The following is a 23,283-nucleotide window of genomic DNA, read 5'->3' as shown; positions in this document are numbered from 1 at the left end:
CCGATCGTGGTGATAGAATTGTCATCGCGCTAAAAGCTCACTTACGATCAATTCAGTATCCGAATACACCGTGCTATCGGGCAGAATCGCAATTAAAACAAGGCGAAGGAAAAAGTAACCTTACCCCAATGGATTGATTGTAGCGCATTTGCCCTCGCCCGATATGTTAAATTTCACAGCCCGTTAGGAAGCCTTAAGTGCCTCAGACCCGGTCCCGGCGGCGATCCAGGCGAAGGTTCAGCCGGTATGTGGCGATTGGCCTTGCTACCGTTGCCCTGCTGGGCTTGGCCCTGATCGCGCTGCGCCCGGATTCGTCGCCGCTGCGGCAGGAGGCGAACCCCGCGGCTGTGGCGAGTCTGCTCCTGGACGGACCCTACGCGGCGCGTTTTGCCGGCGAATTGATCGCGCTCAAGCAGGGCTTTTTCACTTCCCGGATTGCGCTGCGGTCGCAGCCGGACGACCCGAACTTTGTTGAAACGATCGCACGCGAACATGCAATCGGCGTGACGAGCGGCCAAAAGTTTCTGCTGGCCGCCTGGCGCGGCGTCCCCGTAACGGCGTTCGCTGCAAGCTTCCTCGACACCTCGATTGCGATCTTTACCCTGGAAGGATCCGGCTTGCGCCGGCCCCCCGACCTGGTTGGCAAACGCGTCGGTTACCGCAGAGCGAGCGAAGGAGACGTGATCTTCGATGCGATGATGGCGCAGTTGGGTCTGCCACGCAGCCAAGTGACAAAGGTCGCCGATCGCGACAGCTTCGATGCGCTCCGCGCCGGCGAGGTCGACGCCATCATTGCCGCCATCGATGACCAGCCAAGCCCATCCAGTGCGGGTTACGTCAGGCTGAATGTGATCAAGCCGCAAGACTACGGCATCCATGTCCCGGGGCTGGTCTATTTCGCCAGCAACGATCTTATTCATGACCATCCATCCGTGATCACCGACGTGCTCCAAGGCCTTATCCGGGGCTGGCAGTTCGCTTATAGCGATTATGCACGGAGCGTGCCTGTTCTCGCCAGCATTGCTCCCGAAAGGCTGATCCCGGATCGCCTGAAAGCCGAGTTGCAGCAGCAGCGCAGCCTCATCTTGCCGACCGGCGGGCGCATTGCCGACTATGATGAAAGCCGCTGGAGGACCCTTCGGGACATCCTGATATTCGCGAAGCTGGGCGAGGAGGAGGTACCGCTCGCCCAAGCAGTCAACTATCAGTTCCTTCGCGATGTTTATCGTCGCTCGCCGGACCTTGGCGCACCGGGCGCCTGGAACGGCGAGAACTAGGGCCGGGAAGCCACAGTTCTGCACCATATTGCTCCAAGCTTGAATCCGATGCGTCGGAGCGGTTGCGTTCCTCCGTCGAGCCTTGGTAGTCTGGCCCAGCTATTTCAGGGCGATTTAGGGTTGATAGATGGATCTCAAGTGCTGCCGAAGGGTCCCCGCGAGGGGCTGAGTGGCGTCACCGGTGAGTTCCGTTGGGGCAAAGGAGCTTTATGATGTTCAAATCGTTTGCGCGGGTCAGTCTTTTGGCATTGGCCGCTTCCTTGGGGGCAGCGAGCAGTGCAAATGCCGGCATGCAGATGTCCGCGAGCGCGGCGCTGCTCACAGGCGCCGCTCAGGTAACGCCGGTTACCTTTTGGGCACAGCCTTACCCGTACCGTTATGTGCCGTCGCGTCACTGCCCGCTGGTTCGGGTTGAGACCCCGTATGGCTGGTATATGGACCGCGTCTGCGCGCCCGAGGGGCCCGTCCTCCGACGCGCTTACTGATCCCGCGCCAGCTGGACTAGCTGATGTTTAGTCGAGAAGGCAGCCGTGCGGCTCGCGCGGCTGCTCCGCCTATTTTACTGCCAATGGCCTGCTTTAAGTTTACGCACCCTGTTGCAGTTCACCATTAATAGCCTGGCCTGCCTGGGCAGGCTGCTCAACGGTGAAGATTGTGTTAGCAACTGGGAGCGCGCACGAGCCCGGCTGCCGGCACTCCGTGGCACGCGAAAGGGCTGAGCTTTCGGCTTTCGTAATCGGAAGACCGAGTAGGGGTAACGGATGATGGGGACTTCAACCTACGACCTTTCGGGCAAGCGGATCTTCGTCGCCGGTCATCGAGGCATGGTCGGTTCTGCCGTCGTGCGGCGTCTTGCTTCAGAAAATTGTACAGTGCTTTCTGCCGATCGCCGCGAGTTGGACCTGACCAAGGAGGAGCCGACGCTGCGGTGGCTGGAATCCAACCGTCCTGACGCGGTGGTGCACGCTGCCGCGAAAGTCGGGGGGATCGCTGCGAATAGCAGCTTTCCCGTCGACTTTCTCTGCGAGAATCTCGCTATCGAACTCAACGTGATCCGCGCAAGCCACGCCATCGGCGTTCAGCGCCTGTTGTTTCTGGGCTCGTCTTGCATTTACCCCAAGCATGCCAAACAGCCGATAGCCGAGAGCGAATTGCTGACCGGACCGCTTGAGCCGACAAACGAATGGTACGCCATCGCGAAAATTGCCGGTCTCAAGATGTGCCAGGCCTATCGTCGTCAATACGGAGACGATTACATTTCGGCGATGCCCACCAACTTGTACGGCCGCGGCGATAACTATCATCCCGATCACAGCCACGTACCAGCCGCACTGATTCGCCGCTTCCATGAAGCAAAGCTCGCACAGGCGCCGACCGTGACTGTCTGGGGCACGGGGACGCCGCTCCGCGAGTTTCTCAATGTCGAAGATTTCGCCGACGCGTGTATCTTCCTTCTGAAGAATTATTCAAGCGACCTGCCGATCAATGTCGGTAGCGGCGACGAATTATCGATTGGAGATTTTGCGGCAACGGTTGCAGACGTGGTGGGCTATCGGGGCAAGCTGGTCTTCGATACGTCCAAGCCGGACGGTACGCCGCGTAAGCTGCTCGATAGCTCGCGGGTGCGGGCGCTTGGTTGGCAGCCAAATACTTCTCTGCGCGCCGGTCTCGCTGCTGCGTATGCGGATTTTCTAAAAGGCTACGGTCGTCATTTGGAGGTTAGCGCCACCAGCTGAGCTCAGCTATTCTGCTGCAATAGTTTTAATCTCTGAAAACTTACTTGGATTGCGCCTTTATGCGTGTTCTTTTGGTCGGCATCAATTATGCCCCCGATCTGATCGGAGTGGCTAAATACAATAGCGAGCTCTGCGAAAGCCTCGTCGCCGAAGGTCACGAGGTCAGGGTGATCACGGCTCCGCCGTATTATCCCGCCTGGAAGATTCCGCACCGCTTCAGTAGTTCTTACTTTAGAACGAGGCATATCGATGGCGTTCGGGTCACGCGTACGCCGATCTATGTGCCTGAACATCCGTCAGGGGCGAAGCGACTTATCCATCATGCCTCCTTCGCGCTCTCGAGCGCAGTGCCGGCTCTCGCGAATGCGCTCTCCTGGCGACCAGACGTCATGATCGCGGTAGCCCCGTCTCTGATGTCGGCTGCCTTCGTCTCGTTCGTTGCTCGTCGCGTCGGCGCCAAATCGTGGCTCCACATCCAGGATTTCGAGGTCGATGCAGCGTTCGATCTTGGTCTGCTGCGCAACGGTTTCTTGCGCAAATGGATGCTTAGAACTGAAGCAGCGATCCTCAAATCCTTCGATCATGTTTCGACCATCTCTCAGCCGATGATGGATCGCCTGATCCTCAAAGGCGTGGACTTCGATAAAGCCACTGAGGTCAGAAATTGGATTGATACCCGGGCGATCTGCCCCGCTTCGCGGATGACGAAATATCGCGAGCAGCTCAAGCTTGGCGAGACCGACATCGTTGCGCTCTACTCCGGAACGATGTCGAGAAAGCAAGGGCTTGAATTCGTGATCGAGGCCGCGATCGGGTTGGAGCAAAGCCATCCACATATTCGCTTTATCCTTGCCGGCGACGGGCCAGATAAGACGAGGCTCGAGCAAATGGCCGTCGGGCAGCCCAACATCCATTTTTTCGGGCTTCAGCCCAAGGACAGTTTCAACGAGTTGTTGGCAACCGCAGATTTCCACCTGATTCCACAGAAGGCGGAGGCGGCCGATCTGGTGTTGCCTTCCAAGCTTGGCGCGATCTTCGCGTCCGCTCGGCCAGTCATCGCCATGGCCGAAGAGGGTACGGGGCTTGCGGCGGAAGTCATCGGCGCGGGCCTTGTGATTCCACCTGGAGATTCGTCCGCTCTTCAAGCCGCAATTTGCGAGCTTAGTGAGGCATCCGCCCTCCGCGAGCATTACGGGGAGGAAGGAAGAAAGCGCGCCCTTGATCGGTGGGACCGACAAACAATTGTTCGTCGGTGGTCGGAAGTCATGGCCGACGAGCGCAAGTCAACAGAACCGAAGGGTATCGGACCGACAAGCGCTAACGACAACATTGGACTTCCAGTGGAGGATGCGGTTCGCTTGCCCTGAGGCGTCTGGCCGCGACTGCGGAGAGATGACGTCGGCTGAGGAGCAAGAGCAGCCAGCCAAAGGTGAGCGCCGCGATGAGCGCTTACCTCCTGGCCGTTCGTTGTGACGGCGCTGATCTAACTCAGGATCACTCGTGACGCGGAAAGTATCTGAATCCGTGCTGCTTGATCAGTTCGTCCCGCTTTGCGGATTCGAGATCTTCCTTCATCATTTCCTGAACCAGAGACTCGAAGGAGGTCGTTGGCTCCCATCCGAGTTTCTGCTTCGCTTTCGATGGATCTCCCAAGAGAGTTGCGACCTCTGTGGGGCGGAAGTAGCGGGGATCGACCGAGACGATGCATTTTCCGGTAGATGTGTCATAGCCCTTCTCATCGGCACCGCTGCCTTCCCAGCGGATCTGTATCCCGACTTCGTTCGCTGCAACATTGACGAAATCTCTCACGGAGTGCTGTACGCCGGTAGCGATAACGAAATCTTCGGGCTTCTCCTGTTGCAGCATTAACCACTGCATTTCGACGTAATCACGGGCATGACCCCAGTCGCGTAGTGCATCGAGATTGCCCAAATAAAGGCGCTCCTGCAGACCTAAATGGATTCGCGCGAGTGCTCGCGTGATCTTTCGGGTAACGAAAGTCTCACCGCGAACAGGAGACTCGTGATTGAACAAGATGCCGTTGCAAGCATACATGCCGTACGCTTCGCGATAGTTCACCGTGATCCAATACGCGTAGAGCTTGGCGACTGCGTAAGGAGAGCGCGGGTAAAAAGGAGTGGTCTCCTTCTGCGGAATTTCCTGAACCAGTCCGTATAGTTCGGAAGTCGATGCCTGGTAAAAGCGGGCCGTCTTCTCGAGCCCCACGATGCGCATGGCTTCGAGAATCCGCAGCGTCCCCAGCCCATCGGAATTCGCAGTGTATTCGGGTTCCTCGAACGACACGGCCACATGGCTCTGCGCAGCCAGATTGTAAATTTCGTCAGGCTGTACCTGGGCAACGATCCGGATGAGGCTGGAGGAGTCCGTCAGATCGCCGTAGTGCAGCCGGAACGGCGGATCGGGCTCGTGCGGATCGAGATAAAGATGATCGATGCGATCGGTATTGAAGAGGGAGGTCCGGCGCTTGATGCCATGGACTTCATAGCCCTTCCCTAGAAGCAGCTCGGCCAGGTAGGCCCCGTCCTGGCCCGTAACACCGGTAATTAATGCGCGCTTTTTGGTCATGCAAATTCTCACAGACTGGATGCGTGTTCTTACCCAATAGCCTGTCCCGTTGCTACCCGCGGCAGAGTATTTTTGAGCTGATTGGGCGCTATTATTAATGAGCCAGCCGTATCAACTTCGGAGGGCCGGCTAAGGACCTAATACCCCAAGCTCTCGGGATGACTGAATTCCCGAACGTGGCAGAATTCGAACCGCAGGCGAGCAGCTAAGATCTCGCAAGTCCGCGCATCCAGAGTTGAGGGTTCAGACCCGATTGGGTGCGCAGGAAGACGTATTGATCCGAGGCTTCGTTGAGCTGGACGACCGCCCCGCTCAGATTGTCGAGAACGAAACTGACTCTTCCTTCTCGTACGAGCAAAATGAGGTGATGCTCTCCTGTGTTGCGAATAACAACTTCTGCCAAAAGGAGAGACGAGGTTGGCCAGCCCGCTTGGAGCAGCAAATGGCGTTTTGTAACGGCATAATCGCCACAGTTTCCATCATAGGGAAAGATCTGCCATTCATAGTCATTCCGGCTTACCAACAGACTCTCGGGCGCGATGCTAGAATTGACAATTGAATTGATTTGATTGAGTTCGCGCCAGCGCTGCCCTCGGAAGCGGAAGCCTGTTATCCGACGGTCCTGCTGTTCCTGGCAATCTTCAGGGTACTTTGTACAGAACAGCGTGAACGAAAGCGGAGGGACGACCTCCTGTGTGTCGAAATTGGAGTAGGCGGGCCGGCTGCTAACACAACACGCCAGCACCAGCATGCGTGCAGCATGTCGGATCATCGCATCGGCCTCATGATGGGCTGGACGATCCTTGTATATTGCGACGCAATAATGAAAACGCGATATCAAATGTGAGGCAGTCGATGCCTCAATCTGCGCCGTTAACCCAATTCAATCTGTCGGCGCGAGGTCCGCTGGTCTGTCTGACGTCTCCGAAAAGCCAGGAGCGTGCCGACAAGGGTTATCCGAAGCCGCTGGACTGGAGCGTCGCGCCGCTATGTTCTGCCGCATGGCGAATGGTCTCTCAACGCAGCACGGTTAAGGAATTATTCGGATTCTGCGTTCCTGAATCGGTCGACGATGCGATCGACTGAAAAAATGTACTAGAAGACCTTACGAATATTTGTTGTTCACAGAAAAAGGCAATTTCATGCGAATCGCGATGATCGGAACGGGCTATGTGGGACTGGTGTCCGGAGCCTGCTTTGCGGATTTCGGTCACGACGTCATCTGCGTCGACAAGGACGAGAAGAAGATCGCGGCGCTTCATCGCGGCGAGATCCCGATCTACGAGCCTGGGCTCGACGAGCTGGTGGCGACCAACGTCAAGGCCAAGCGGCTGGAGTTCACCACCGATTTGTCCAAGCCGGTTGCGGATGCCGATGCCGTCTTCATCGCGGTCGGCACGCCGTCGCGCCGCGGCGACGGCCACGCCGATCTGTCCTATGTCTATGCGGCTGCGAAAGAGATCGCGCAATCGCTGTCCGGCTTCACCGTCGTGGTGACCAAATCGACCGTTCCGGTCGGCACCGGCGACGAGGTCGAGCGCATCATCGGCGAGACCAATCCCAAAGCGGACGTCGTCGTCGCCTCGAATCCCGAATTCCTGCGCGAGGGCGCGGCGATCCGCGACTTCAAATTCCCCGACCGCATCGTCGTCGGCACCGCCGACGAGCGCGGCCGCAAGGTGATGAGCGACATCTATCGTCCGCTGTCGCTGAACCAGGCGCCGCTGATGTTCACGGAACGCCGCACCGCCGAGATGATCAAATACGCCGCCAACGCCTTCCTCGCGACCAAGATCACCTTCATCAACGAGATCGCGGACCTCTCCGAAAAGGTCGGCGCCAACGTGCAGGAGGTCGCGCGCGGCATTGGCCTGGACAACCGCATCGGCACCAAATTCCTGCACGCCGGCCCCGGCTTCGGCGGCTCCTGCTTCCCAAAAGACACCAAGGCGCTGATCAAGATCGCGCAGGACTACGACGTGTCCTTGCGCATCGTCGAATCCGTGCTGGCGGTCAACGAGAACCGCAAGCGCGCGATGGCGCGAAAAGTAAGCCAGGCGCTCGGCGGCTCGCTCCGCGGCAAGACCATCGCCGTGCTCGGCCTCACCTTCAAGCCCGACACCGACGACATGCGCGACGCGCCGTCGATCCCGCTGGTCACCGGCCTGATCGACATGGGCGCGAAGGTGAAGGCCTTCGATCCTGTCGGCATGGAGCAGGCGAAGACTGAGCTGCCCAGCATCACTTATTGTGAGGACGCTTATTCCTGCGCGGAAGGCGCCGATGCGATCGTGATCGTCACCGAATGGGTGCAGTTCCGTGCGCTCGACCTCGACCGGCTGAAAGCGACCATGGCCCAGCCTGTCATCGTCGACTTGCGCAACATCTACCGCCCCGAGGAGATGGCTGCGGCCGGATTTGTCTATGAGAGCGTTGGGAGGCTTATCGCTCCCCAGTAAGCCAACCACTTCTGCCCGTTTTCCAAGGACCTTTCGGACGCAACGCGGCGCCTCTCCCTTGACCTTTGCGTCGAAAGTGTTTGAACGTCGAAAGTTGTTGATTTCCTTCAGCAGCATTAGGCGTCGAAGCTGTGCTCCATTCAGAAGCGATTCAAACAAAACGAGGATCTCGCGCGCCTGGACATAGACCTCCATGCTAATGGCATGTTGATCAAAACCGCACGATCAAAAACGGGCTTCGATATGCTTGCAGCAGAAGCATCCAGTTGCCAATATGAGCCACACCGGATACCTACGGTGACGTCGAACAGTGATCGTTTACGATATTCGATTACGATTCCGTCCGATGGACATAGAATACGACCCCGAGCGCGAGGCAACGCGGCGATGAAGCTCGCCGCGGAGGCCGATGGTGCCGAACGGCAGCGATGGATCTACGCTGCACTCGCGTGGACCGAACTCACTCGCCTGCGCGTGTCAGGCGAGCGTAGCGCGACGGAAGAGGTGGTCTAAGACTTGCTCCGTACACAGTCGAGAAGCGTTGGCCGGCCGAAGGCATGTTCGCGGCAGTCAAGCTCCGCATTCGCTTGAGTTGCTTTTGCGGCGCCGCTGGCGGAGGAGGAGCACCAGCTCGGCATCGGCGCGCGCTGAGCGTTCTTGCTCCGGACCCTGGGAAATTTCTCAGGGTCCGTTTCCGCGCCTCGCACGGTAATTGACTCGTCGTGAGCTACCTTAATCACATTCGCAGGCAAGCGGCCGAGTGCCGACTGAAGGCAGGGCCGGCCACGGACCGGGACCGGCGGGAGCAGTGGCTACGTTTGGCGGAGTACGGCGAGCTAGCCAGTGAGATCGAGGAGCGCATTAGGCGCGCCGGGGATAGAAATCGCTAACCTGAATCGATGGTGGTGCTCAGCGGACCAGGCGCCCACCCCCGCCAAATCGATGGACTCTGACGTTTGGGGCGGATGAGCGGGAAGATGCCGCGGGCGCCCCGCGTTCGTGATCTGTCGCCGGGTAACTTCTCATTCGTTCTCCGCGGGCGTCGGGGCAATATCGTTCTTTGGTCCGTTTGCACCCCGCAAGCGGACGTGAGGACGCCGACGTAGAGAGGCAGCTAAGGGGCCACTTGCAGATATCGCGCGAGCGGTGTGCGTTCGAGGCAACCGTATTTCGCTTTCGGAGCGACGTGCAGCAAGATCAAACGCCCACCCTCAAAGAGGATGGGCGCGTGGTGACTTACGACAGGATGACGTCCTACTTCTTCTCGGCGCTGGCTTCCTTAGCTGGAGGCGGCTTCATGCCGACGGTCAACTGGCGGATTTTTAAAGCGCCGCCTTCACGTATGTCGATGCCGCCCCAGAACACTGTGACCTTGGTGGCGTCGCCGCTCTTAGGGTCCTTACCGAAGATGTCGGTCTCGCCGTTGGCAACGACCAGATCGTTGTTGATGACCGACATGTTGCCGACTCTGATCTCTATATGATCGGTGCCGTTCTTGAAGTTGTTTTCGTATACGGTCTTGAGATCGGAAAACACACCGCCCGGGTTGATCTGAACCCCGTCCTTTGTATAGAGCGCAGCGACACAGCCCGCGTCTTTCTTGGCGACGCAGTCGGTGTAGGCGACGGCTAATTTTTCGGCCTCCTGCTTGACCCCATCGGCCAGTGCCGGTGCAGAGATGAAAGCGGAAGAACACAATGCCAAGAGCAATGAACGTCGCTTCATAGCAACTTCCCCTCTGGTTGTGATGCACAATTGCATCGCGACGTCCTCCTGACGTAGGACGTCGCGTTGCATTTGTTCCGAGGGGCATTCTTTCGTTAGGCTGTAATACTACGAGTATATGCCACTTTGCACGGCTTGGCGCGCGCCAACTTTGATCATCGACGACGGAGGCGGCATTCCTTCGAGAATGCGGCGAATGCGGTCGGGAAAGACAGGCAAGTTGACGCATTTGACAGATGAAAGTGTCTTGCTCGACGCGCGCGATGGCCTACTTGTTCATCATGGTTAGGACGAACGACAAGCTCGCTACGGCCCAAGGCGCCTAAATTGCCGTTCAACGGCGAGGGCCGGCCTCAGGCAGGAAGCCCACCCGTAAATTTCCCAGGTGTCGGTAATAACGCTCGCTGGTTAACTGGTGCGGATCGAGCGCCGCATCATGAAAACACCGAAGCCAAAGCAATGGGCCGAGCAGGAGGTCCGCCGATTGGTCAGGCTCGCCCGGCAGGGAGTTGGCACATCGAGGATAGCCGCCGATCTCGGTCGCCACGCCGGATCGGTGAGGCGCATGGCGCGAACGTTGGGACTGCTGTTGAAGAAGTAGTCCCCGAGCGATCTTGAGCGCAGCGCGGCTGACCTACAGCCCAAAGCCTCGGCCAATCTACCGCGCAAGCTTGAGCACGGCGTCGGTATTGCGGCCATAGAAGAACGCTCGATCAAGCTGCGAAAAGATGCCCATTCCAAATAGTGCGATGGCAATGCCGGTTGTGGAACGGCTTGAACGATGGAGCGAAAGTTCAAAACGGCCCCAGGTACTCATTAAGAGGCTGGCTACCTGATGTGCGGTTTACCGCCAACATCGGCCGAAGAGCGGATGGGCTCCGAGGTCGCCGATGGGCCACGAGCGGACGTAGCTTGCCCGCTATTCAATCACCTCGTCGGCGCGCGCGAGAAGATGGGGCGGGATGGTAAGGCCGATTATCTTTGCAGTTCTCAGATTGATCGCCAACTCGAACCTAGTAGGCTGCTCGACGGGTAGATCGGCGGGTGCAGCGCCGTTCAGAATTTTTCCTGCATAAACGCCAAGCTGGTAGGAAACATCGGTGATGCGCGGTGAATAACTCATAAGTCCCCCATATTTTACAAAAAGAGACCACTCGTAGATCGCAGGAATCCGACCTTGCTCGGACAGCGCGGCAAGTCTCTCTCGCCGCGCGATGTAGAATGCGTCTGGGCTAACGAGAAGTGCAACATGCTGCTGGTCTCTGATCTCCTTGAAGGCAGCAGCAATTTGCTCGTCTGTGCTGGCCTTCAGAATGTGAATCGCCCGCGCGAGCGACTTAGCGGCAGCCTCAGCGTCTGAGGCGACCACATTTGCGTTAGGGTTTGTCGGATTGATCAGCACGGCGATCGAACCGCCTCCCGGCGTCAACTCGGCCAAGAGCTCAAGTCGCTTGGCCGTAAGCTGTGGAGTGTACATGCTCACACCGGTGGCGTTGCCTCCGGGCCTGTTCAAACTGGAAACGACGCCAAGGGATACAGGGTCCATGGCAATTGCAAACACGATGGGGATTGTCTTTGTTGCGGAGGTTGTCGCCAAGACTCCATTGGTGCCAGTGGCGGCGACAATTACCTGAACACGGCCTTGGACGAGGTTAGCTATCAGCTCCGGAAACCGATCATACTTTCCCTCGGCGAAGCGGTACTCGATTGCGACGTTCTGATTCTCAACAAAACCCTTGGCGCGCAGCCCGCCGCGAAAAGCGACGAGCAGTTCCTTGCTTTTCTCGGCGGAATCGAAGCCAAGGTAGCCTACTATCGGAAGCGGGCTCTTCTGGGCGTATATCGCACACGGCGACATCGCTACTGCAATCATGAAAAGCGCAATGAGCTCCCGTCGCCTCATTTGGGACTCGAAGATAGTGAGCCGGTTAAATGTTATCAGGTGTTAGTTGTGGCAGCCGGTGCACATCGTCGCACCCGATGCAAATGCTGCATCGCAAATTCGGTGCAGGACCGATCGGCTTTGGGTCATTCGCCTCAATTTGCCAGCGTGTTCTCGAGGTCCGCTCTGGCCCCGACGGCCGACGTGCGGGACACGATGGCGATCTTCGCCTTCGGGCCAACAAGCGACATTCACAAATAACATGCGGTTCGCGAGCAGAGCGCGAATGCAGCCGGCCCACCTAATCAAAATGGCGCAGGTATCAGGCCGTGACGTTTCATGATCTCGCCCATCCGGGCAGGATCAGGAGGCGCAGGGCCGCCGATGGCTATGGCCATTTCTCGGAAGAATTCCGGCCCGAGAACGCCTGGCGTGAGAACGCAAAGCATTTTCGCAATCGCCTGCGTCTCGTTGACGAACCCGTGGACAACACCGCGCGGGATGAAGAGATCGTCTCTGGGCTTGATCTCGATGCGCTTGCCGGCGACCGTCCAGGTGATGACGCCTTCAAGACCATAGATCGTTTCTTCCCAGTCACGGTGATGGTGCGGGACCGGCATACGGGAGTTGGGCGGGATCACCACCTCAAACATATCAAGCGCCCCGCTGGTATCATACTTGGTGCGCAGAAACCGCAATTGCATTTCGCCAACCTTGATAAGTTCAGCCATTGTCGTGCCTTCCGTGACGCCATAGAAAAGATCGCGGGACGGCTCCGCCCGTCCGCACCGAAGTATCAGCAGAAAGCCTATGGTCGGACCTTGGGCATGTCTATTGGGCAATGATGTCTGGCATGGGTCAAAATGCGAAGAACTCAACGCGAGCAAATCTGGTCCACCATGCCTCACTGAGCGGACCTCAACCGGTGCGCTGCTACTTCGCCGATGGCCCAGCAGCGGTCAATTGGCCGAGTCGAGTCAAGCCGTCCTGACAGGCTGGGCCAAAGAAGCAGCTGCACTGACCTTTAGTTGAACTGTTGTCGTTTTTGAACCTCGCTCGAATTGCCGGACTCACGTCAGTAGACGATGGGGATGAACTGTCCCATCACAGCGTCGAGCGATTTTGGCTACCGTCACTCATCAGCGGCAGTTGCAACGGACTTAGTTTCCGGGTTGCCAGCCTAAGCCGCACCAAGCCAGCGCATCGGCCGGTGAATATCGCGGAGGCAAAGAGATGTTTCCAGCGAAACTTGCGGCATCGTTGCTTGGCTCGGCGTGGCTACTGACACCCGTACTGGCACGTGACGATGGCCGATACGACCACTCTCCGCTGAAGCCATGGTTCGAAAGCCTGCAGAGCGAATTTGGAAAGTGCTGTACCGATGCCGACCGATACATAGTGTCAGATGCGGATTGGGAGTCCACTCGTGGGCGTTACCGCGTCCTCATTGACGACGAATGGGTGATCGTACCTGACGGCGCGGTTATCACACAACCAAACCGTTTCGGCCGCACAATGGTCTGGAGGCACTACATAGACGGTCATCCGCGCGTCCGATGCTTCATGCCTGGCAGTATGACTTAATGCCCTTTAAAAGGTAGTCCGCTTCGGTCAAAGGCTGCCCTCTCCAGCCAGCATGGCCTTGGTCGGGTCAGTTGCCCGAGGCGGACATCCCCGCGCTCCGGGCTGAGGTCAGCCACGGGCCATGAACTGACGAATTGGCGGACGGCGCGGCAATTCAGCTATGGGCCCAGAAGGCGACATCATCTCATCTGCGACGGCCGAGCAATGGACGAAGCTTTCCTAGGCGAGCGCCTGATTTTGGGGCTGAACGGGGAACCGATTGGAGGCCATTCCGATTGATGCAGCCGTCACCATGGCCATCTTCGGGCAATTACGCCCACTTTGCCGTCCCGCTTGTGATCGTGGCACGGCAGCCGGATTTATCGTAGAATGTGCAGGTCAAAAAAGGCCTGCAGGTCATGGCGCAAGAGCGGCCGTCCCGGATCGAACGCAGATTGTCGGCGATATTGGCCGCCGACGTGGCGGGCTATTCGCGGCTGATGCACCATGACGAGGAGGCTACGCATGCCAAACTGACGACGCTCCTCATGGAGGCCGTCTACCCCGCGATCGCCGAGCACGGTGGCCGCGTGGTGAAAAACACAGGCGATGGGTTTTTGGCGGAGTTTGCCAGCGCGGTAGAGGCGGTTCGGGCCGCGATGCAGTTCCAAACCCGGACTCACGAACTTACGATCAATGAGCCGGAAGACAATCAAATTGCCTTTCGGGTGGGCATCAATATAGGCGACGTGATTGTCGAGCCGCATGACATTTTTGGGGACGGCGTAAACATTGCGGCGCGGCTCGAAAGCATCGCAGAACCAGGCGGTATCTGCATCTCGTCTTCCGCGTATGACCACGTCAGAGGCAAAGTGGGCATCGAGTTCGCTGATCTGGGCGAGCAGAACCTCAAGAACATCGCCCTTCCGGTCCGGACCTATGCAGCGGTCCGGGATGGGCCTAGGTCCGAGACACAGGTTGAACGCGCAAGTCGGGCCCGGCTTTCAACGCCGCGCCTATCCATCGTCGTGCTACCCTTCGCGAACCTGAGCGGTGATCGTGAGCAGGACTATTTCGTGGATGGTGTAACGGAGAGTTTGACCACGGACTTGTCGCGCATCGCTGGTTCATTTGTAATCTCACGGAACAGCGCCGTCTCACACAAGGGTAGAGCAGTCGATGTACGGCAAGTCGGCCGCGAATTGAACGTTCGCTATGTGCTCGAAGGTTCAGTGCAACGCAGCGGCAAGCGGCTTCGGTTGAACGTGCAGTTGATCGATGCTAAGAGCGGCCAGCATCTTTGGGCCGAGCGCTTCGAAAAGTCTTTCATCGACTTGTTCGACATGCAGGACGAAATCGTATCGAGGCTCGCCAATACGTTAGGTGCCCAGCTCATCGAGGCTGAGGCACGACGAGCCGAGCGTACGCTGCATCCCGATGCGATGGACTTGTACTTCCAAGGCCGGGCCTGGTTGATGAAGGGGTTTAGCCCTGAATGCGTGGCGCAAGCGCGGAGCTTCTTCGAACGCTCTCTAGAATCCGACCCCGGCAACGTCGAAGCAATGATTGGTCTGGCAAATGTTGATACGGCAGTTGGAGCCAGCTTTACGACGGATGATGGGCCTGCGCGGTTTGCAGCGGCCGAGGCGATGGTGAATAAGGCATTGTCCATCAGGCCGAACCATATTTCAGCCCACTTGGCTTGGGGTCGGATCCAGATCTTCACGAACCGGGCCGCCCAAGGCGTTCGTGAATTCGAGCATGCGTTGGCGCTGGATTCGAATAGGGCCAACGCTCATGCTGCCTTAGGTTTTGCCAAATTCTATATGGGGTGCGCTGCCGAGACCGAAGGCCATATACTCGAGGCTTTACGTCTCTCCCCTCGCGACGTTGAAGCCTACCAGTGGATGTGTTATGTCGGAGTGGCCAAGTTGCAGCTTGGTTCGGACGTCGAAGCCGTCAGTTGGCTACGACGAAGCACTGAGGCGAACCGCAACTTTCCTCTCGCTCATTTGTTGCTCGCCGCTGCGTTGGGCCTGACCGGCGCGCTCGAGGAGGCGCGAACTGCTGCAAGAATGGGACTAGCGCTCAACTCAGGTTTCACCATCCGTCGCTTGCTCGTTGCGCAACAAAGCGACAGCCCGATGTTCCTTGCTGGGCTCGAGCGCTCGTGTGAAGGCTTGCGGCTCGCTGGCGTGCCGGAAGGGTGATAGGCGCTTCCGGTCAGAGGCCGACTTCAGCGCGTTCCTGCTTTACGTCGGCTTTGGGTCCACAAGCGGTCCCCAACCGCATTCACACGGCGGGTCGGCTAAGGGCCCAGAAGCTGACCAACGCTCCGATGCCTGTCTCACGCGAATACTTTGAGGCGGTGGCGAATGCTGGACGGGGAGCGTCCATAGAGCTCCCGAAAGGCGGCGTTGAACTGGCGCACGCTGCCAAAGCCGGCCCGGTAGGCGATCTGGGCCAGTGGTTCAGTCGTCTCGTCAAGTAGGCGCTTCGCCCGCTGTACACGCCTGGTCTTCGCGACCTGTTGGGGGCTGGCCCCGACGTACCGTTCGAACAGACGCGCAAGGTGGCGCGAGCTTACCCCGAGCCGATCGGCCAGTGCGGCAACCGAAGCGTCATCCAAGGCGCCACCATCGATCAATTTCGAGGCGCGCGCGACTGTCGAGCGCGTGTGGTTCTGACTGCCGTGTAGAAACGGCCGTCATGGCGCGAATTCATGCCCGTAGTTGCGACTCCACACACACACCGATCGAGCGGGCAGGGATCGGCAGAAACCGAGCGGCGTCACCGGCGCAGCGGTCCAGCTAAGAGGCGCGGATTTCTGATCTCGCGCAGGAGCAGTATGCGCTTGATTTGTGCGGCGTTGAGCAGCCCCTCGAACAGGACCAGGACCTCGCGCGCCTGAACGTAGACTTCGGTGGTGATGGCGTGATGGTCGAAGCCATAGGTCGCAAGCCGCGCCTCTATCTCGGACGCAGCGACGGGATCACTCCGCTAGCTCAGGGCATTTTGTAGCGTGTAGGTCTCGGCCTCCGCTTCGAACTCGGAATCGATTCCGACCATGTCGATGCGCCGCAGCGCCGCAAGCCGCCGACCCGGATTTCGCCCCTCCACGCGCCGTCTGAGGGCAGAAGGTCGGTGGCGTCCGCAATCGAGCGTCGCTTATTGCGTTCGTCCGGCTGCAGCCATTCGTAACTGGGCATGTTTGGTCTCCCAGGACGTCAATGAAGCCCTCAGCATGCTAACGTGAGGCATATGCGCTTAACGTTCTACCCCGTCAGCTCTACGTTCGTGTTAGACCGATATCGCGCGCGCCGCTGCAGCGAGATCAGTGATCGCCATTCCTTGTTGAGCCAACAGGAAAGCGGCGGTCCACGGCCGCCACTTGCTCTAAGCGCCCTAGAATGATCTAGATTTGCCGCCGTGAGGGGGTGTTCGCCATTGCGCTCTGACGCCCCCGTGAGCTCCTGCGAAATAGAACTTTCCGCTTCGGTTGGAACAGTAGACCGGTTGGGCAGGCCAACAGGAGGCCTTCTACGCCGAAGTGGGCGACCGCTGACGCGCCCGCGATCAGCTTCCGCCATGCATATTCCTGCCGGCGCTGACACGTCCTGGCCGGTCGCCCTCAGTTTCTCAACGCTCATTTTCCAAACTCAGTCATTCCAGCGGCCCGCTGCTTCCTTTTGTTGGTGGTGAAGGCCTGTGCCTGACGTGTATGCCACCAAGGCGACGTTGTACGCCTGCCAAAGCGTATGCCGGTCGAGATCCGGGAAACACTTCAACACGAGTGGTTCAACGTCAGCGGCTTGATATGCATCCAGGCATTGAAGAATGACGCAGCTGACGTCGGCGATGCTGTGGTGCTGCATTTTCATTGCTCCCGGTTATGGACATCAGCTGGTTCGGCGGCCGCGGTCTCTTGGTCTGTTGCCAGGACGACAGGTGCAGCCACAAGCTGAAGCAACCGCCGGCAGACATTGATCGATGGCCCGATCACCTTAGGTGGGGAGCCTCGCTCGCGCGCAGGGTTTGCGGCAAGCGCGACGCCCTTGTCAGAGCCGGTCGCGACCCGACGATGATGCGCGGACATTGAGCTCTGATGAACCGCCCGGTCCATTAGTTTGGTGGAGTTGTTGGAGTCGCCTGTCGAGTTCTTGTTTTTTGGCAACGATCCTCGCGGCGAGAATCTGATCGACGTCCGTGTAGAGCGCCCACAACTCATCGAGGGACATCTGCTCAAATTGTGGTTGGTAATCACGAATGTCCACAGTCCGGCCCCCCGGCTGGGGCGGGTAGCAGCTAAGTCAGTCTTAAAAGCCCGGACCCTTACGCTGATCAGATGATCGCGTTGCTGGCCGGGCCGACCGCACTGCGCTCATAAACCGCCTTTCCAGCTCCAGTTTCGCGTGCCGCACCGACGATTCTGCGCTCGGCCTTGGCTACTCGGTCTCGAAGAGCCTCAAGTTCGGATACTTGAGACGCGAGTGCCTCACAATTTTGGTGCAGAGCGAAATGACAACCATCCAGTCGCGCACGAGCGTCCATTGCACGCCCCTCTATGGTACTGCCCCAGAAGACGTGGCCCGCAATTGGGACCACCGCGAGACTAGTCAAATTGACCCATCAGGTCTGTTCGCTTTCGCACACTCGCTGTAGGCTTTTCCCTCGGTGGATTGCCGCGCGTCGAGTTGCTGCGAGCGGCAAGCAAGATATTGCTGCTGGCCTGCCGCTCGGGCCTCACGGTTTTCGAATTCGCAAAATGGACGGCTTCCAGGTGACTGCCGCCCGCAGACAAGGCCGCGCCTTGGATCTCGCAATCGCACAAAACACCGCCAGCACCGTCTACTGCCCCGGCACCGCCGCGATCTGCGCGCGTTAGCTTGGATCCGCCGGATGTAGTATCCCGCGCCAAGGAAAATCGGCAGATCGCGCGTTTTGGCCGATGACGACGAGATCTCTGCTTGGCCTTGGCTACCTAATCTCGAAAGGTCCCGCAGTTCGACAGCTGCAAGCGAGCGCCGCGAAACGCTGGCGCGGGAAAGCGCAGGAGCGTGGATCTCAACACGGGGCTGTCTCCGGGGCCGAATATCGGCTCGCGCGGCTCTTTCCCATCGGGCGGTGGATCGTTTCGCAGGAGGTTAGTTTCAGGGCGTCTGCTGAGCATTGCGAATAACGCCCGATTTGCGCGGCTTTCATGCGGTGGTTCTCCCTCCTTCTGCTAGCATTAGTAAGGCGCGAGCCGATGTCGGTCTCGCTCTCCGGGTGGTGATCCGCGGGGCTTCTTCTCTCTTGAGAGAGCAAACTTAGCCGCTAGGCGTCTGAACAATGAACGCTTTGCGACTTGCATAGCTGCGCGAAGACAGCCTTCGCCTTGTTAGTGCCAAAACCAACATGCATTCCTTTGTCTTGCTTCCCGACTCACCAGTCTGCCTCGCCTTGACGAGCGATGCGGGAAGACTCAGCCCTCAGCCGCTCTATTTCGAGCCGGAGCAGCGCTTACGATTAGACAAGTGCGCGATTTTGGTCTTCTTCAGGAAAATCCAATTAAATGGCACGTGACGTCCGGCGATTCAGGAGCGCATCGCGTCGATAGCGTGTGCGATTAAAATGCCCACGCTCAAAATAACTAGAAAAATGAGCAACCAGGTACTCACGTCCACCTCCTGTCTTGGAAGTGAACCTTCCTGTTTATGCACAGTCAAAGGCATCACGTAGGGAACCGCGATTTCAGCGGCCGCTGAGGATTTATTGCCACACGGCGCGCTATCGTCGGAACGCCAGGAAAAGGAGTGTGCCGACGATGGCGGTCGCGAGAAGTGGAAACCAAATGTCCGGCACTTCAGGCACTCCGACTCACTGCGTCGGATTAAATGCGAGCTGCGCTCTTATTTCTTCTGGTTTTCACTATTCTCCACAGCTCAAACAGAAGTGGCCGCAACTCGCAACGAATATTTGCGGTATTATGTTCGTGGTTTGGCGTCGTCAGTATTCGGAGCGGTTCGGTCTCGCGTGTTCGTATAGCTAGCCGGCTCACGTGCAGATCCATTTCTGGTAGCAGTTCCAGGTTTAACGTATCTCGGTAGCATCAAGCTTAACGAGTGACATTCGTTGCCAACTTGCCGGGACGGAATATCGTCGCGTCGATCTGGCATTTTCTTTCCGAACCACCAGTTAGCGGGGTTGCCTGAAAACGGGTTCGATTTCCAGGATTCGATATTCGTCGTATGGAAATTCGAACTATCGTGCACCAGCCGCGCAGTTCTCCTATCGCGACCCGCTGGAAGCCGAGTACCGTCAGCTCATCGAGGGACGAGAGCGGGTCAGACAGGCCGAAGCCGCGGCCTCAAAGCGGTTTACGATCGCGACAAGGAAGGGAATTCGCCGCAACGAAGATGCATCCGCTGGCAGGCATCTGCTCGATGCGCGCGACGGAGTTCGTGGCGTGCAGCGCCAGGGTTGTAACCACCAAAGTCAGGTCGTCGAGAGGGGTCGAGATGCCTTGGTGGCGGGCTTGGGGGAGAAGCGTGCAGTCGGTGGGACTACGACCGCTTTGAATGGGCCCGCGAACCGCGAGGGCCAGCTCCGTCGGATTTCCGGGCGATGCGCCGCCGTCCGTCTTTCCCGAAGAGCCTCGACGGATTGGAGCCCTGTGCGCTGTCGCCGAAAGTCCGCCCTCCGGTTTTCATCGTGTGGCCTTGCTTTGGTCAAACCGGCGTTGGGGAGTGTGGACTTGCCCGATTTAATGCTCGGCCTCGGCCCGGGTGACATCGGGTGCGATGGGCCGATGCATTCGCCGATTAAACCGATAGCTCTGACTCTCTTTAAGAGCGGAATGAAAGAGTATCGGGCGCTTGTTGTGGACGTGAACGTTATGGGCTCGCTCAGCGGCTGGGACTTGGCCAGACAGGTTCGAGAACAAGAGCCGACGTTTCCCGTGATCTACATGACCGGCGCTGCGGCCGACCATTGGGCGTCCCAGAGCGTCCCGAACAGCATCCTGTTGCAGAAGCCGTTTGCGCCGGCCCAACTTGTCACGGCGATCTCGCAGCTCCTCAATCAGGTCCCCCTACGCGCGAATGAGGCCGCCTCAACTCCGGTTCACTTCCGCTTTTGCGTCACCAATCGCAAGGGGATGTTGTGGAGATGCGCGCGACCTCGCACAGCGGGTTCTGTCCATGCCCCAGCGCGCGAGCGATGTCGTCGGGTCGATTTCCTGCGGCGGCCATAGCGATCAGCCGCTGATGATCTTCCGGCGCCCACCTTCTCACCAGCGGCCCCCCCAGCCTGTTGCACGCCTACGCCTGCCTATACAGTTCGCCGATTCGCGCCCAACAAGCGAGGTGGGCTGCCGGTCGGCGATCGGCCAGAATGAAAGTGCTGCTGCTGGTCGCGGAGCGAGGCGCGCCGGTGATGTTCGCCCGGATCGGGGTCGTGCGCCTGTGGAAAGCGCCCTGGAGCGCAGGGGGGCTTCAGGAGCGCCCCAGGGCCGCCCACTCCATGCCGGCGACGGCGTAAGGCCGGCATGACCGCCTACGGCGTTGCCCAAGGCACCGCCTATCGAAATGCCACTGCCTTAATCGTCATGATGGTGGTGGTGGTAATGCTCATGCGAGCTGCCCCCGCCAGACCGCGCAATGGCGTTAGACGTCAGCGATGTTGATAGCAGGAGCGTCATCGCTGGAGGCGTCACCACGGCAAACCTACCGCAGGTCTTTAAGAACTCGCGGCGGTCCTCGTCTTCTGTGGGGCTTGGCATGCTTGAGCTCCGGTCGGTGGCGTGCGGATATTAAGCCGCACGAAATTTAAAGCAATTAAACAAATTAAGTTCCTTTTATTATTTAAAGGCCGCGAGCCGGCCTCAGGTCAGGTGGGTGTGTCCGCTACCGGACAGACCGGCCGTTGGTTGTATGTTGCCGCCCGACGTCAAGAACTCGCGATTGAATACAAGGCCGTTGCTAAATCATCCGCTATTTCCACCGAACGAGCAATTTTGTTGAAGAGCGTCGCAAGGACCCTCACCGGATTGGCTAATCAATTGGACCGACTTGCCTCTCTGACGAGAGACGAAGGGCGTCACGCACGAGCCGCCGATGATCGCCCTGGGGCCGAGCCGGAAGACGGCCAAGGTCTTTAGGATGTCCGCGTCGGCGACGATGCAGCCGAAAGCCACGCCTTCGAGCGCGCCAAGAAGATCGTCAGGAGCGATGGTGCACATTGGGAGACGCAAGACCTCAGACAAGAATTCGCAAGACAGCTCGGCAAAGCAGCAGATGGGGAGTGTCCACGTTGCGCTCAACATTGAACAGCCCGGGCAGTGCATCCGAAATTCAACACCTCCTATCGTTCGCCCTGCTCAGTTCCAGAATTAACTTGCAACACGAACATCAAGCTTAATTCCAGACCGCGATTGCTGCCGCGCGCTAGAGGACTAGTTTGCGCACACGGACATTGTCCTTGTCCGCTCCACCCCAGCGAAGTCGCCGCACCATTATATTCGGTGCAGCGACTTCGACGCTGGACAGTCGCGCGAGCTTCACTTGAGAGAGCAGCCGGACCACGAAACGCTTGATCTCATCGAGATGCGTCGCCGACTTACGGCGCTCCGGTCGAAACACTCGGACAATCTTTTAATTACTTCGCTGTTGAACCGCTTTTTCGTGAAAGTCGCATTTCTCCTGAAGCCAATGGACCGGGCGCACGAGCAATATCTCAAATCCGAATTCGAACGAACGTTGATAAAGGTCAAAGAGATTGCTGCACGGACGAAATCTGACTGAAGGCCGCACCAACGCGTGGCTCTGGACCCGATTGGCCGGGTATCCGCCACTGTTCTATCGGATCAGCCAGTAGCGGTTGTCGGCTTTGGGCACTGGTGCTGAACAACAATCTCCGCATTCGTCTTCGTCCTCCCTTAAAAAATCGGGTGCTGCTGCTATTCCCGGGGCTTGTCGGTAATCTCTCGCACAGCCAAGCTCAGCTCCAGCTCTCTGAGCTGCTCAATCAGAAGTTCTACGATCTGGTCGTAGTCAGACGCCTTCAGCGAATGCACGCCTCGCAAGGCCAGTTGGTTCTGGAGGATCATCGCCATCATGGCTTTAACGCTCATGGACCCTCTCGTCGGGAAACAAAGATCGTCATAAAAACAATCAGAAGTAGACGTCAAAGCTTGCGGATGCGCAACGTCCGTAAGAGTACGGACAAGGCGGCAAATCCGTTTGGCACCGCACAAACGGGAGAATGTGTCGCGTGTGCGCCTTCAGACTAATCCGTTGGAAAAGAAGGCGCCGGGCTGCTGGGACAAGTGTAACGTTTTCGCAGTTAAGGCCAGGTAGGATGTAGCTTTACTCGCCGACAGGCCAGCCATGAGATTGCTAATGACTTCGGATTGCAATGATGAACTAGCGGCTATCGCTCGAGCAATCGCAACCAAGCAGCTTTATATCGAAAGTCAAACCACCTTGATCCAGGTGCTCGAGCGTGACGGACACGACATGCTTGAGCAAAGAAAAGCTCTTGCTAAGGAACGATCAGACCTAGCAACACAGATCGCGCGACAATTTAAGCTGCTAGAGACAAGGTGCACATCGGGCGAAGATGATCTCGTTGCGGCTATAATGAAATGATAGAACGTCGAAAGCTGGAGCGCATCGATGTGGACGAGGTCGCCTACATTTCAGGCGACGGCGCCAGCTTACGCTGCCGCGTGGTCAACATGTCGGAAGAAGGGGCAGCAGTTGAGCTTCCGTCGAAGCGGCACGTGGCCTCCACATTCAAACTAATGCTCGAGAAAGATCGCATCATCCGAAGTTGCCGCCTAGTCTGGTTGAGTGGAAATCTTATCGGGGTCTCGTTCGAGGATCTTTAGGCGGAGAAGAGTCAGTTAGCTCTGCCCTACAATGGAACTCGCGGTTCTTTTGCTGGCATGGATGGGCGATGTCAAACAATAGACCGGAAATCCGTTCGTGGTCCCCCGATGTAGCAGACGCCATGAAGAAGTGACTTCCATTTTGTGGGGACTAACACTCGCCGCTTCTTGTTTGCGCTATCGA

At 58.1% G+C, this 23,283-nt stretch carries 17 protein-coding genes; 9 read left to right on the top strand and 8 right to left on the bottom strand.

Annotated elements, in window-relative coordinates; genetic code table 11:
* The first annotated feature begins 248 nt into the window (after positions 1 to 248).
* From BcanWU425_RS30825 to BcanWU425_RS30815, 3 genes are all read left to right on the top strand, one after another.
* On the top strand, positions 249 to 1,277 hold the full coding sequence (locus BcanWU425_RS30825) for an ABC transporter substrate-binding protein (protein WP_231188842.1): 1,029 nt from the start codon (positions 249 to 251) through the stop codon (positions 1,275 to 1,277).
* 761 nt (positions 1,278 to 2,038) lie between these two features.
* A complete protein-coding gene (locus BcanWU425_RS30820) occupies positions 2,039 to 3,013 on the top strand; it encodes a GDP-L-fucose synthase family protein (protein ID WP_204513769.1) in 975 nt (324 codons plus the stop codon).
* 59 nt (positions 3,014 to 3,072) lie between these two features.
* A complete protein-coding gene (locus BcanWU425_RS30815) occupies positions 3,073 to 4,380 on the top strand; it encodes a WcaI family glycosyltransferase (protein ID WP_204513770.1) in 1,308 nt (435 codons plus the stop codon).
* A 127-nt stretch (positions 4,381 to 4,507) separates the two neighbouring features.
* Here BcanWU425_RS30815 and gmd read toward each other — a convergent pair whose 3' ends face one another.
* Positions 4,508 to 5,599 (bottom strand): GDP-mannose 4,6-dehydratase, encoded by a 1,092-nt coding sequence (gmd, locus tag BcanWU425_RS30810; protein ID WP_204513771.1) that lies wholly within the window; start codon positions 5,597 to 5,599, stop codon positions 4,508 to 4,510.
* Between the two features lie 205 nt (positions 5,600 to 5,804).
* Positions 5,805 to 6,371: a transglutaminase-like cysteine peptidase gene (locus tag BcanWU425_RS30805; RefSeq protein ID WP_007595489.1), complete on the bottom strand. Its 567-nt coding sequence runs from the start codon at positions 6,369 to 6,371 to the stop codon at positions 5,805 to 5,807.
* A gap of 83 nt (positions 6,372 to 6,454) precedes the next feature.
* On the opposite strand from BcanWU425_RS30805, the gene BcanWU425_RS30800 reads away from it, so the two are divergent.
* Entirely contained in the window at positions 6,455 to 6,685 is a 231-nt protein-coding gene (locus BcanWU425_RS30800; RefSeq protein ID WP_204513772.1) for a hypothetical protein, read from the top strand.
* A gap of 56 nt (positions 6,686 to 6,741) precedes the next feature.
* Entirely contained in the window at positions 6,742 to 8,058 is a 1,317-nt protein-coding gene (locus BcanWU425_RS30795; RefSeq protein WP_204514095.1) for a UDP-glucose dehydrogenase family protein, read from the top strand.
* Positions 8,059 to 9,312: 1,254 nt separating this feature from the next.
* Here the strand turns inward: BcanWU425_RS30795 and BcanWU425_RS30790 are convergent.
* The 3 genes from BcanWU425_RS30790 to BcanWU425_RS30780 all read right to left on the bottom strand — a co-directional run bounded on the left by BcanWU425_RS30790 (position 9,313) and on the right by BcanWU425_RS30780 (position 12,396).
* Positions 9,313 to 9,783, bottom strand: coding sequence for a nuclear transport factor 2 family protein (locus BcanWU425_RS30790; protein ID WP_204513773.1), 471 nt, complete (start codon positions 9,781 to 9,783; stop codon positions 9,313 to 9,315).
* A gap of 919 nt (positions 9,784 to 10,702) precedes the next feature.
* A complete protein-coding gene (locus tag BcanWU425_RS30785; RefSeq protein WP_085349988.1) occupies positions 10,703 to 11,686 on the bottom strand; it encodes an ABC transporter substrate-binding protein in 984 nt (327 codons plus the stop codon).
* 284 nt (positions 11,687 to 11,970) lie between these two features.
* The gene (locus BcanWU425_RS30780) at positions 11,971 to 12,396 is read right to left on the bottom strand and encodes a cupin domain-containing protein (RefSeq protein WP_204513774.1); all 426 of its coding nucleotides are present in this window, start codon (positions 12,394 to 12,396) and stop codon (positions 11,971 to 11,973) included.
* A gap of 502 nt (positions 12,397 to 12,898) precedes the next feature.
* Between BcanWU425_RS30780 and BcanWU425_RS30775 the strand changes: the two genes are divergently transcribed.
* Both BcanWU425_RS30775 and BcanWU425_RS30770 read left to right on the top strand, forming a co-directional pair.
* Positions 12,899 to 13,249, top strand: a complete 351-nt coding sequence (locus tag BcanWU425_RS30775; protein WP_231188841.1) for a hypothetical protein — start codon at positions 12,899 to 12,901, stop codon at positions 13,247 to 13,249.
* 398 nt (positions 13,250 to 13,647) lie between these two features.
* On the top strand, positions 13,648 to 15,438 hold the full coding sequence (locus BcanWU425_RS30770; RefSeq protein WP_204514096.1) for an adenylate/guanylate cyclase domain-containing protein: 1,791 nt from the start codon (positions 13,648 to 13,650) through the stop codon (positions 15,436 to 15,438).
* 137 nt (positions 15,439 to 15,575) lie between these two features.
* Here BcanWU425_RS30770 and BcanWU425_RS30765 read toward each other — a convergent pair whose 3' ends face one another.
* Both BcanWU425_RS30765 and BcanWU425_RS30760 read right to left on the bottom strand, forming a co-directional pair.
* On the bottom strand, positions 15,576 to 15,857 hold the full coding sequence (locus BcanWU425_RS30765; protein ID WP_311979671.1) for a helix-turn-helix transcriptional regulator: 282 nt from the start codon (positions 15,855 to 15,857) through the stop codon (positions 15,576 to 15,578).
* A 1,030-nt stretch (positions 15,858 to 16,887) separates the two neighbouring features.
* Entirely contained in the window at positions 16,888 to 17,103 is a 216-nt protein-coding gene (locus tag BcanWU425_RS30760) for a hypothetical protein (RefSeq protein WP_204513775.1), read from the bottom strand.
* A 3,908-nt stretch (positions 17,104 to 21,011) separates the two neighbouring features.
* Between BcanWU425_RS30760 and BcanWU425_RS30750 the strand changes: the two genes are divergently transcribed.
* Positions 21,012 to 21,368, top strand: a complete 357-nt coding sequence (locus tag BcanWU425_RS30750; protein WP_231188840.1) for a hypothetical protein — start codon at positions 21,012 to 21,014, stop codon at positions 21,366 to 21,368.
* A 798-nt stretch (positions 21,369 to 22,166) separates the two neighbouring features.
* Here the strand turns inward: BcanWU425_RS30750 and BcanWU425_RS30745 are convergent.
* Positions 22,167 to 22,340, bottom strand: coding sequence for a hypothetical protein (locus BcanWU425_RS30745; RefSeq protein ID WP_162847251.1), 174 nt, complete (start codon positions 22,338 to 22,340; stop codon positions 22,167 to 22,169).
* A gap of 513 nt (positions 22,341 to 22,853) precedes the next feature.
* On the opposite strand from BcanWU425_RS30745, the gene BcanWU425_RS30740 reads away from it, so the two are divergent.
* A complete protein-coding gene (locus BcanWU425_RS30740) occupies positions 22,854 to 23,099 on the top strand; it encodes a PilZ domain-containing protein (RefSeq protein WP_018459961.1) in 246 nt (81 codons plus the stop codon).
* Positions 23,100 to 23,283: the final 184 nt, after the last annotated feature.

Origin of the sequence: Bradyrhizobium sp. WU425 (assembly GCF_021052305.1) — a bacterium.
Classification (GTDB): Bacteria; Pseudomonadota; Alphaproteobacteria; order Rhizobiales; family Xanthobacteraceae; genus Bradyrhizobium; species Bradyrhizobium canariense_D.
The sequence above is the reverse complement of the archived record's forward strand: the minus strand, read 5'-3'. Positions and strand labels throughout refer to the sequence as shown.

Bases quoted from the DNA above. Each gene is read 5' to 3' on its own strand.
- BcanWU425_RS30785 (WP_085349988.1), bottom strand. From the start codon at position 11,686: ATGAGGCGACGGGAGCTCATTGCGCTTTTCATGATTGCAGTAGCGATG.
- BcanWU425_RS30770 (WP_204514096.1), top strand. From the start codon at position 13,648: ATGGCGCAAGAGCGGCCGTCCCGGATCGAACGCAGATTGTCGGCGATA.
- gmd (WP_204513771.1), bottom strand. From the start codon at position 5,599: ATGACCAAAAAGCGCGCATTAATTACCGGTGTTACGGGCCAGGACGGG.
- BcanWU425_RS30800 (WP_204513772.1), top strand. From the start codon at position 6,455: ATGCCTCAATCTGCGCCGTTAACCCAATTCAATCTGTCGGCGCGAGGT.
- BcanWU425_RS30790 (WP_204513773.1), bottom strand. From the start codon at position 9,783: ATGAAGCGACGTTCATTGCTCTTGGCATTGTGTTCTTCCGCTTTCATC.
- BcanWU425_RS30815 (WP_204513770.1), top strand. From the start codon at position 3,073: ATGCGTGTTCTTTTGGTCGGCATCAATTATGCCCCCGATCTGATCGGA.
- BcanWU425_RS30805 (WP_007595489.1), bottom strand. From the start codon at position 6,371: ATGATCCGACATGCTGCACGCATGCTGGTGCTGGCGTGTTGTGTTAGC.
- BcanWU425_RS30745 (WP_162847251.1), bottom strand. From the start codon at position 22,340: ATGAGCGTTAAAGCCATGATGGCGATGATCCTCCAGAACCAACTGGCC.
- BcanWU425_RS30780 (WP_204513774.1), bottom strand. From the start codon at position 12,396: ATGGCTGAACTTATCAAGGTTGGCGAAATGCAATTGCGGTTTCTGCGC.
- BcanWU425_RS30775 (WP_231188841.1), top strand. From the start codon at position 12,899: ATGTTTCCAGCGAAACTTGCGGCATCGTTGCTTGGCTCGGCGTGGCTA.
- BcanWU425_RS30820 (WP_204513769.1), top strand. From the start codon at position 2,039: ATGATGGGGACTTCAACCTACGACCTTTCGGGCAAGCGGATCTTCGTC.
- BcanWU425_RS30795 (WP_204514095.1), top strand. From the start codon at position 6,742: ATGCGAATCGCGATGATCGGAACGGGCTATGTGGGACTGGTGTCCGGA.
- BcanWU425_RS30740 (WP_018459961.1), top strand. From the start codon at position 22,854: ATGATAGAACGTCGAAAGCTGGAGCGCATCGATGTGGACGAGGTCGCC.
- BcanWU425_RS30760 (WP_204513775.1), bottom strand. From the start codon at position 17,103: ATGCAGCACCACAGCATCGCCGACGTCAGCTGCGTCATTCTTCAATGC.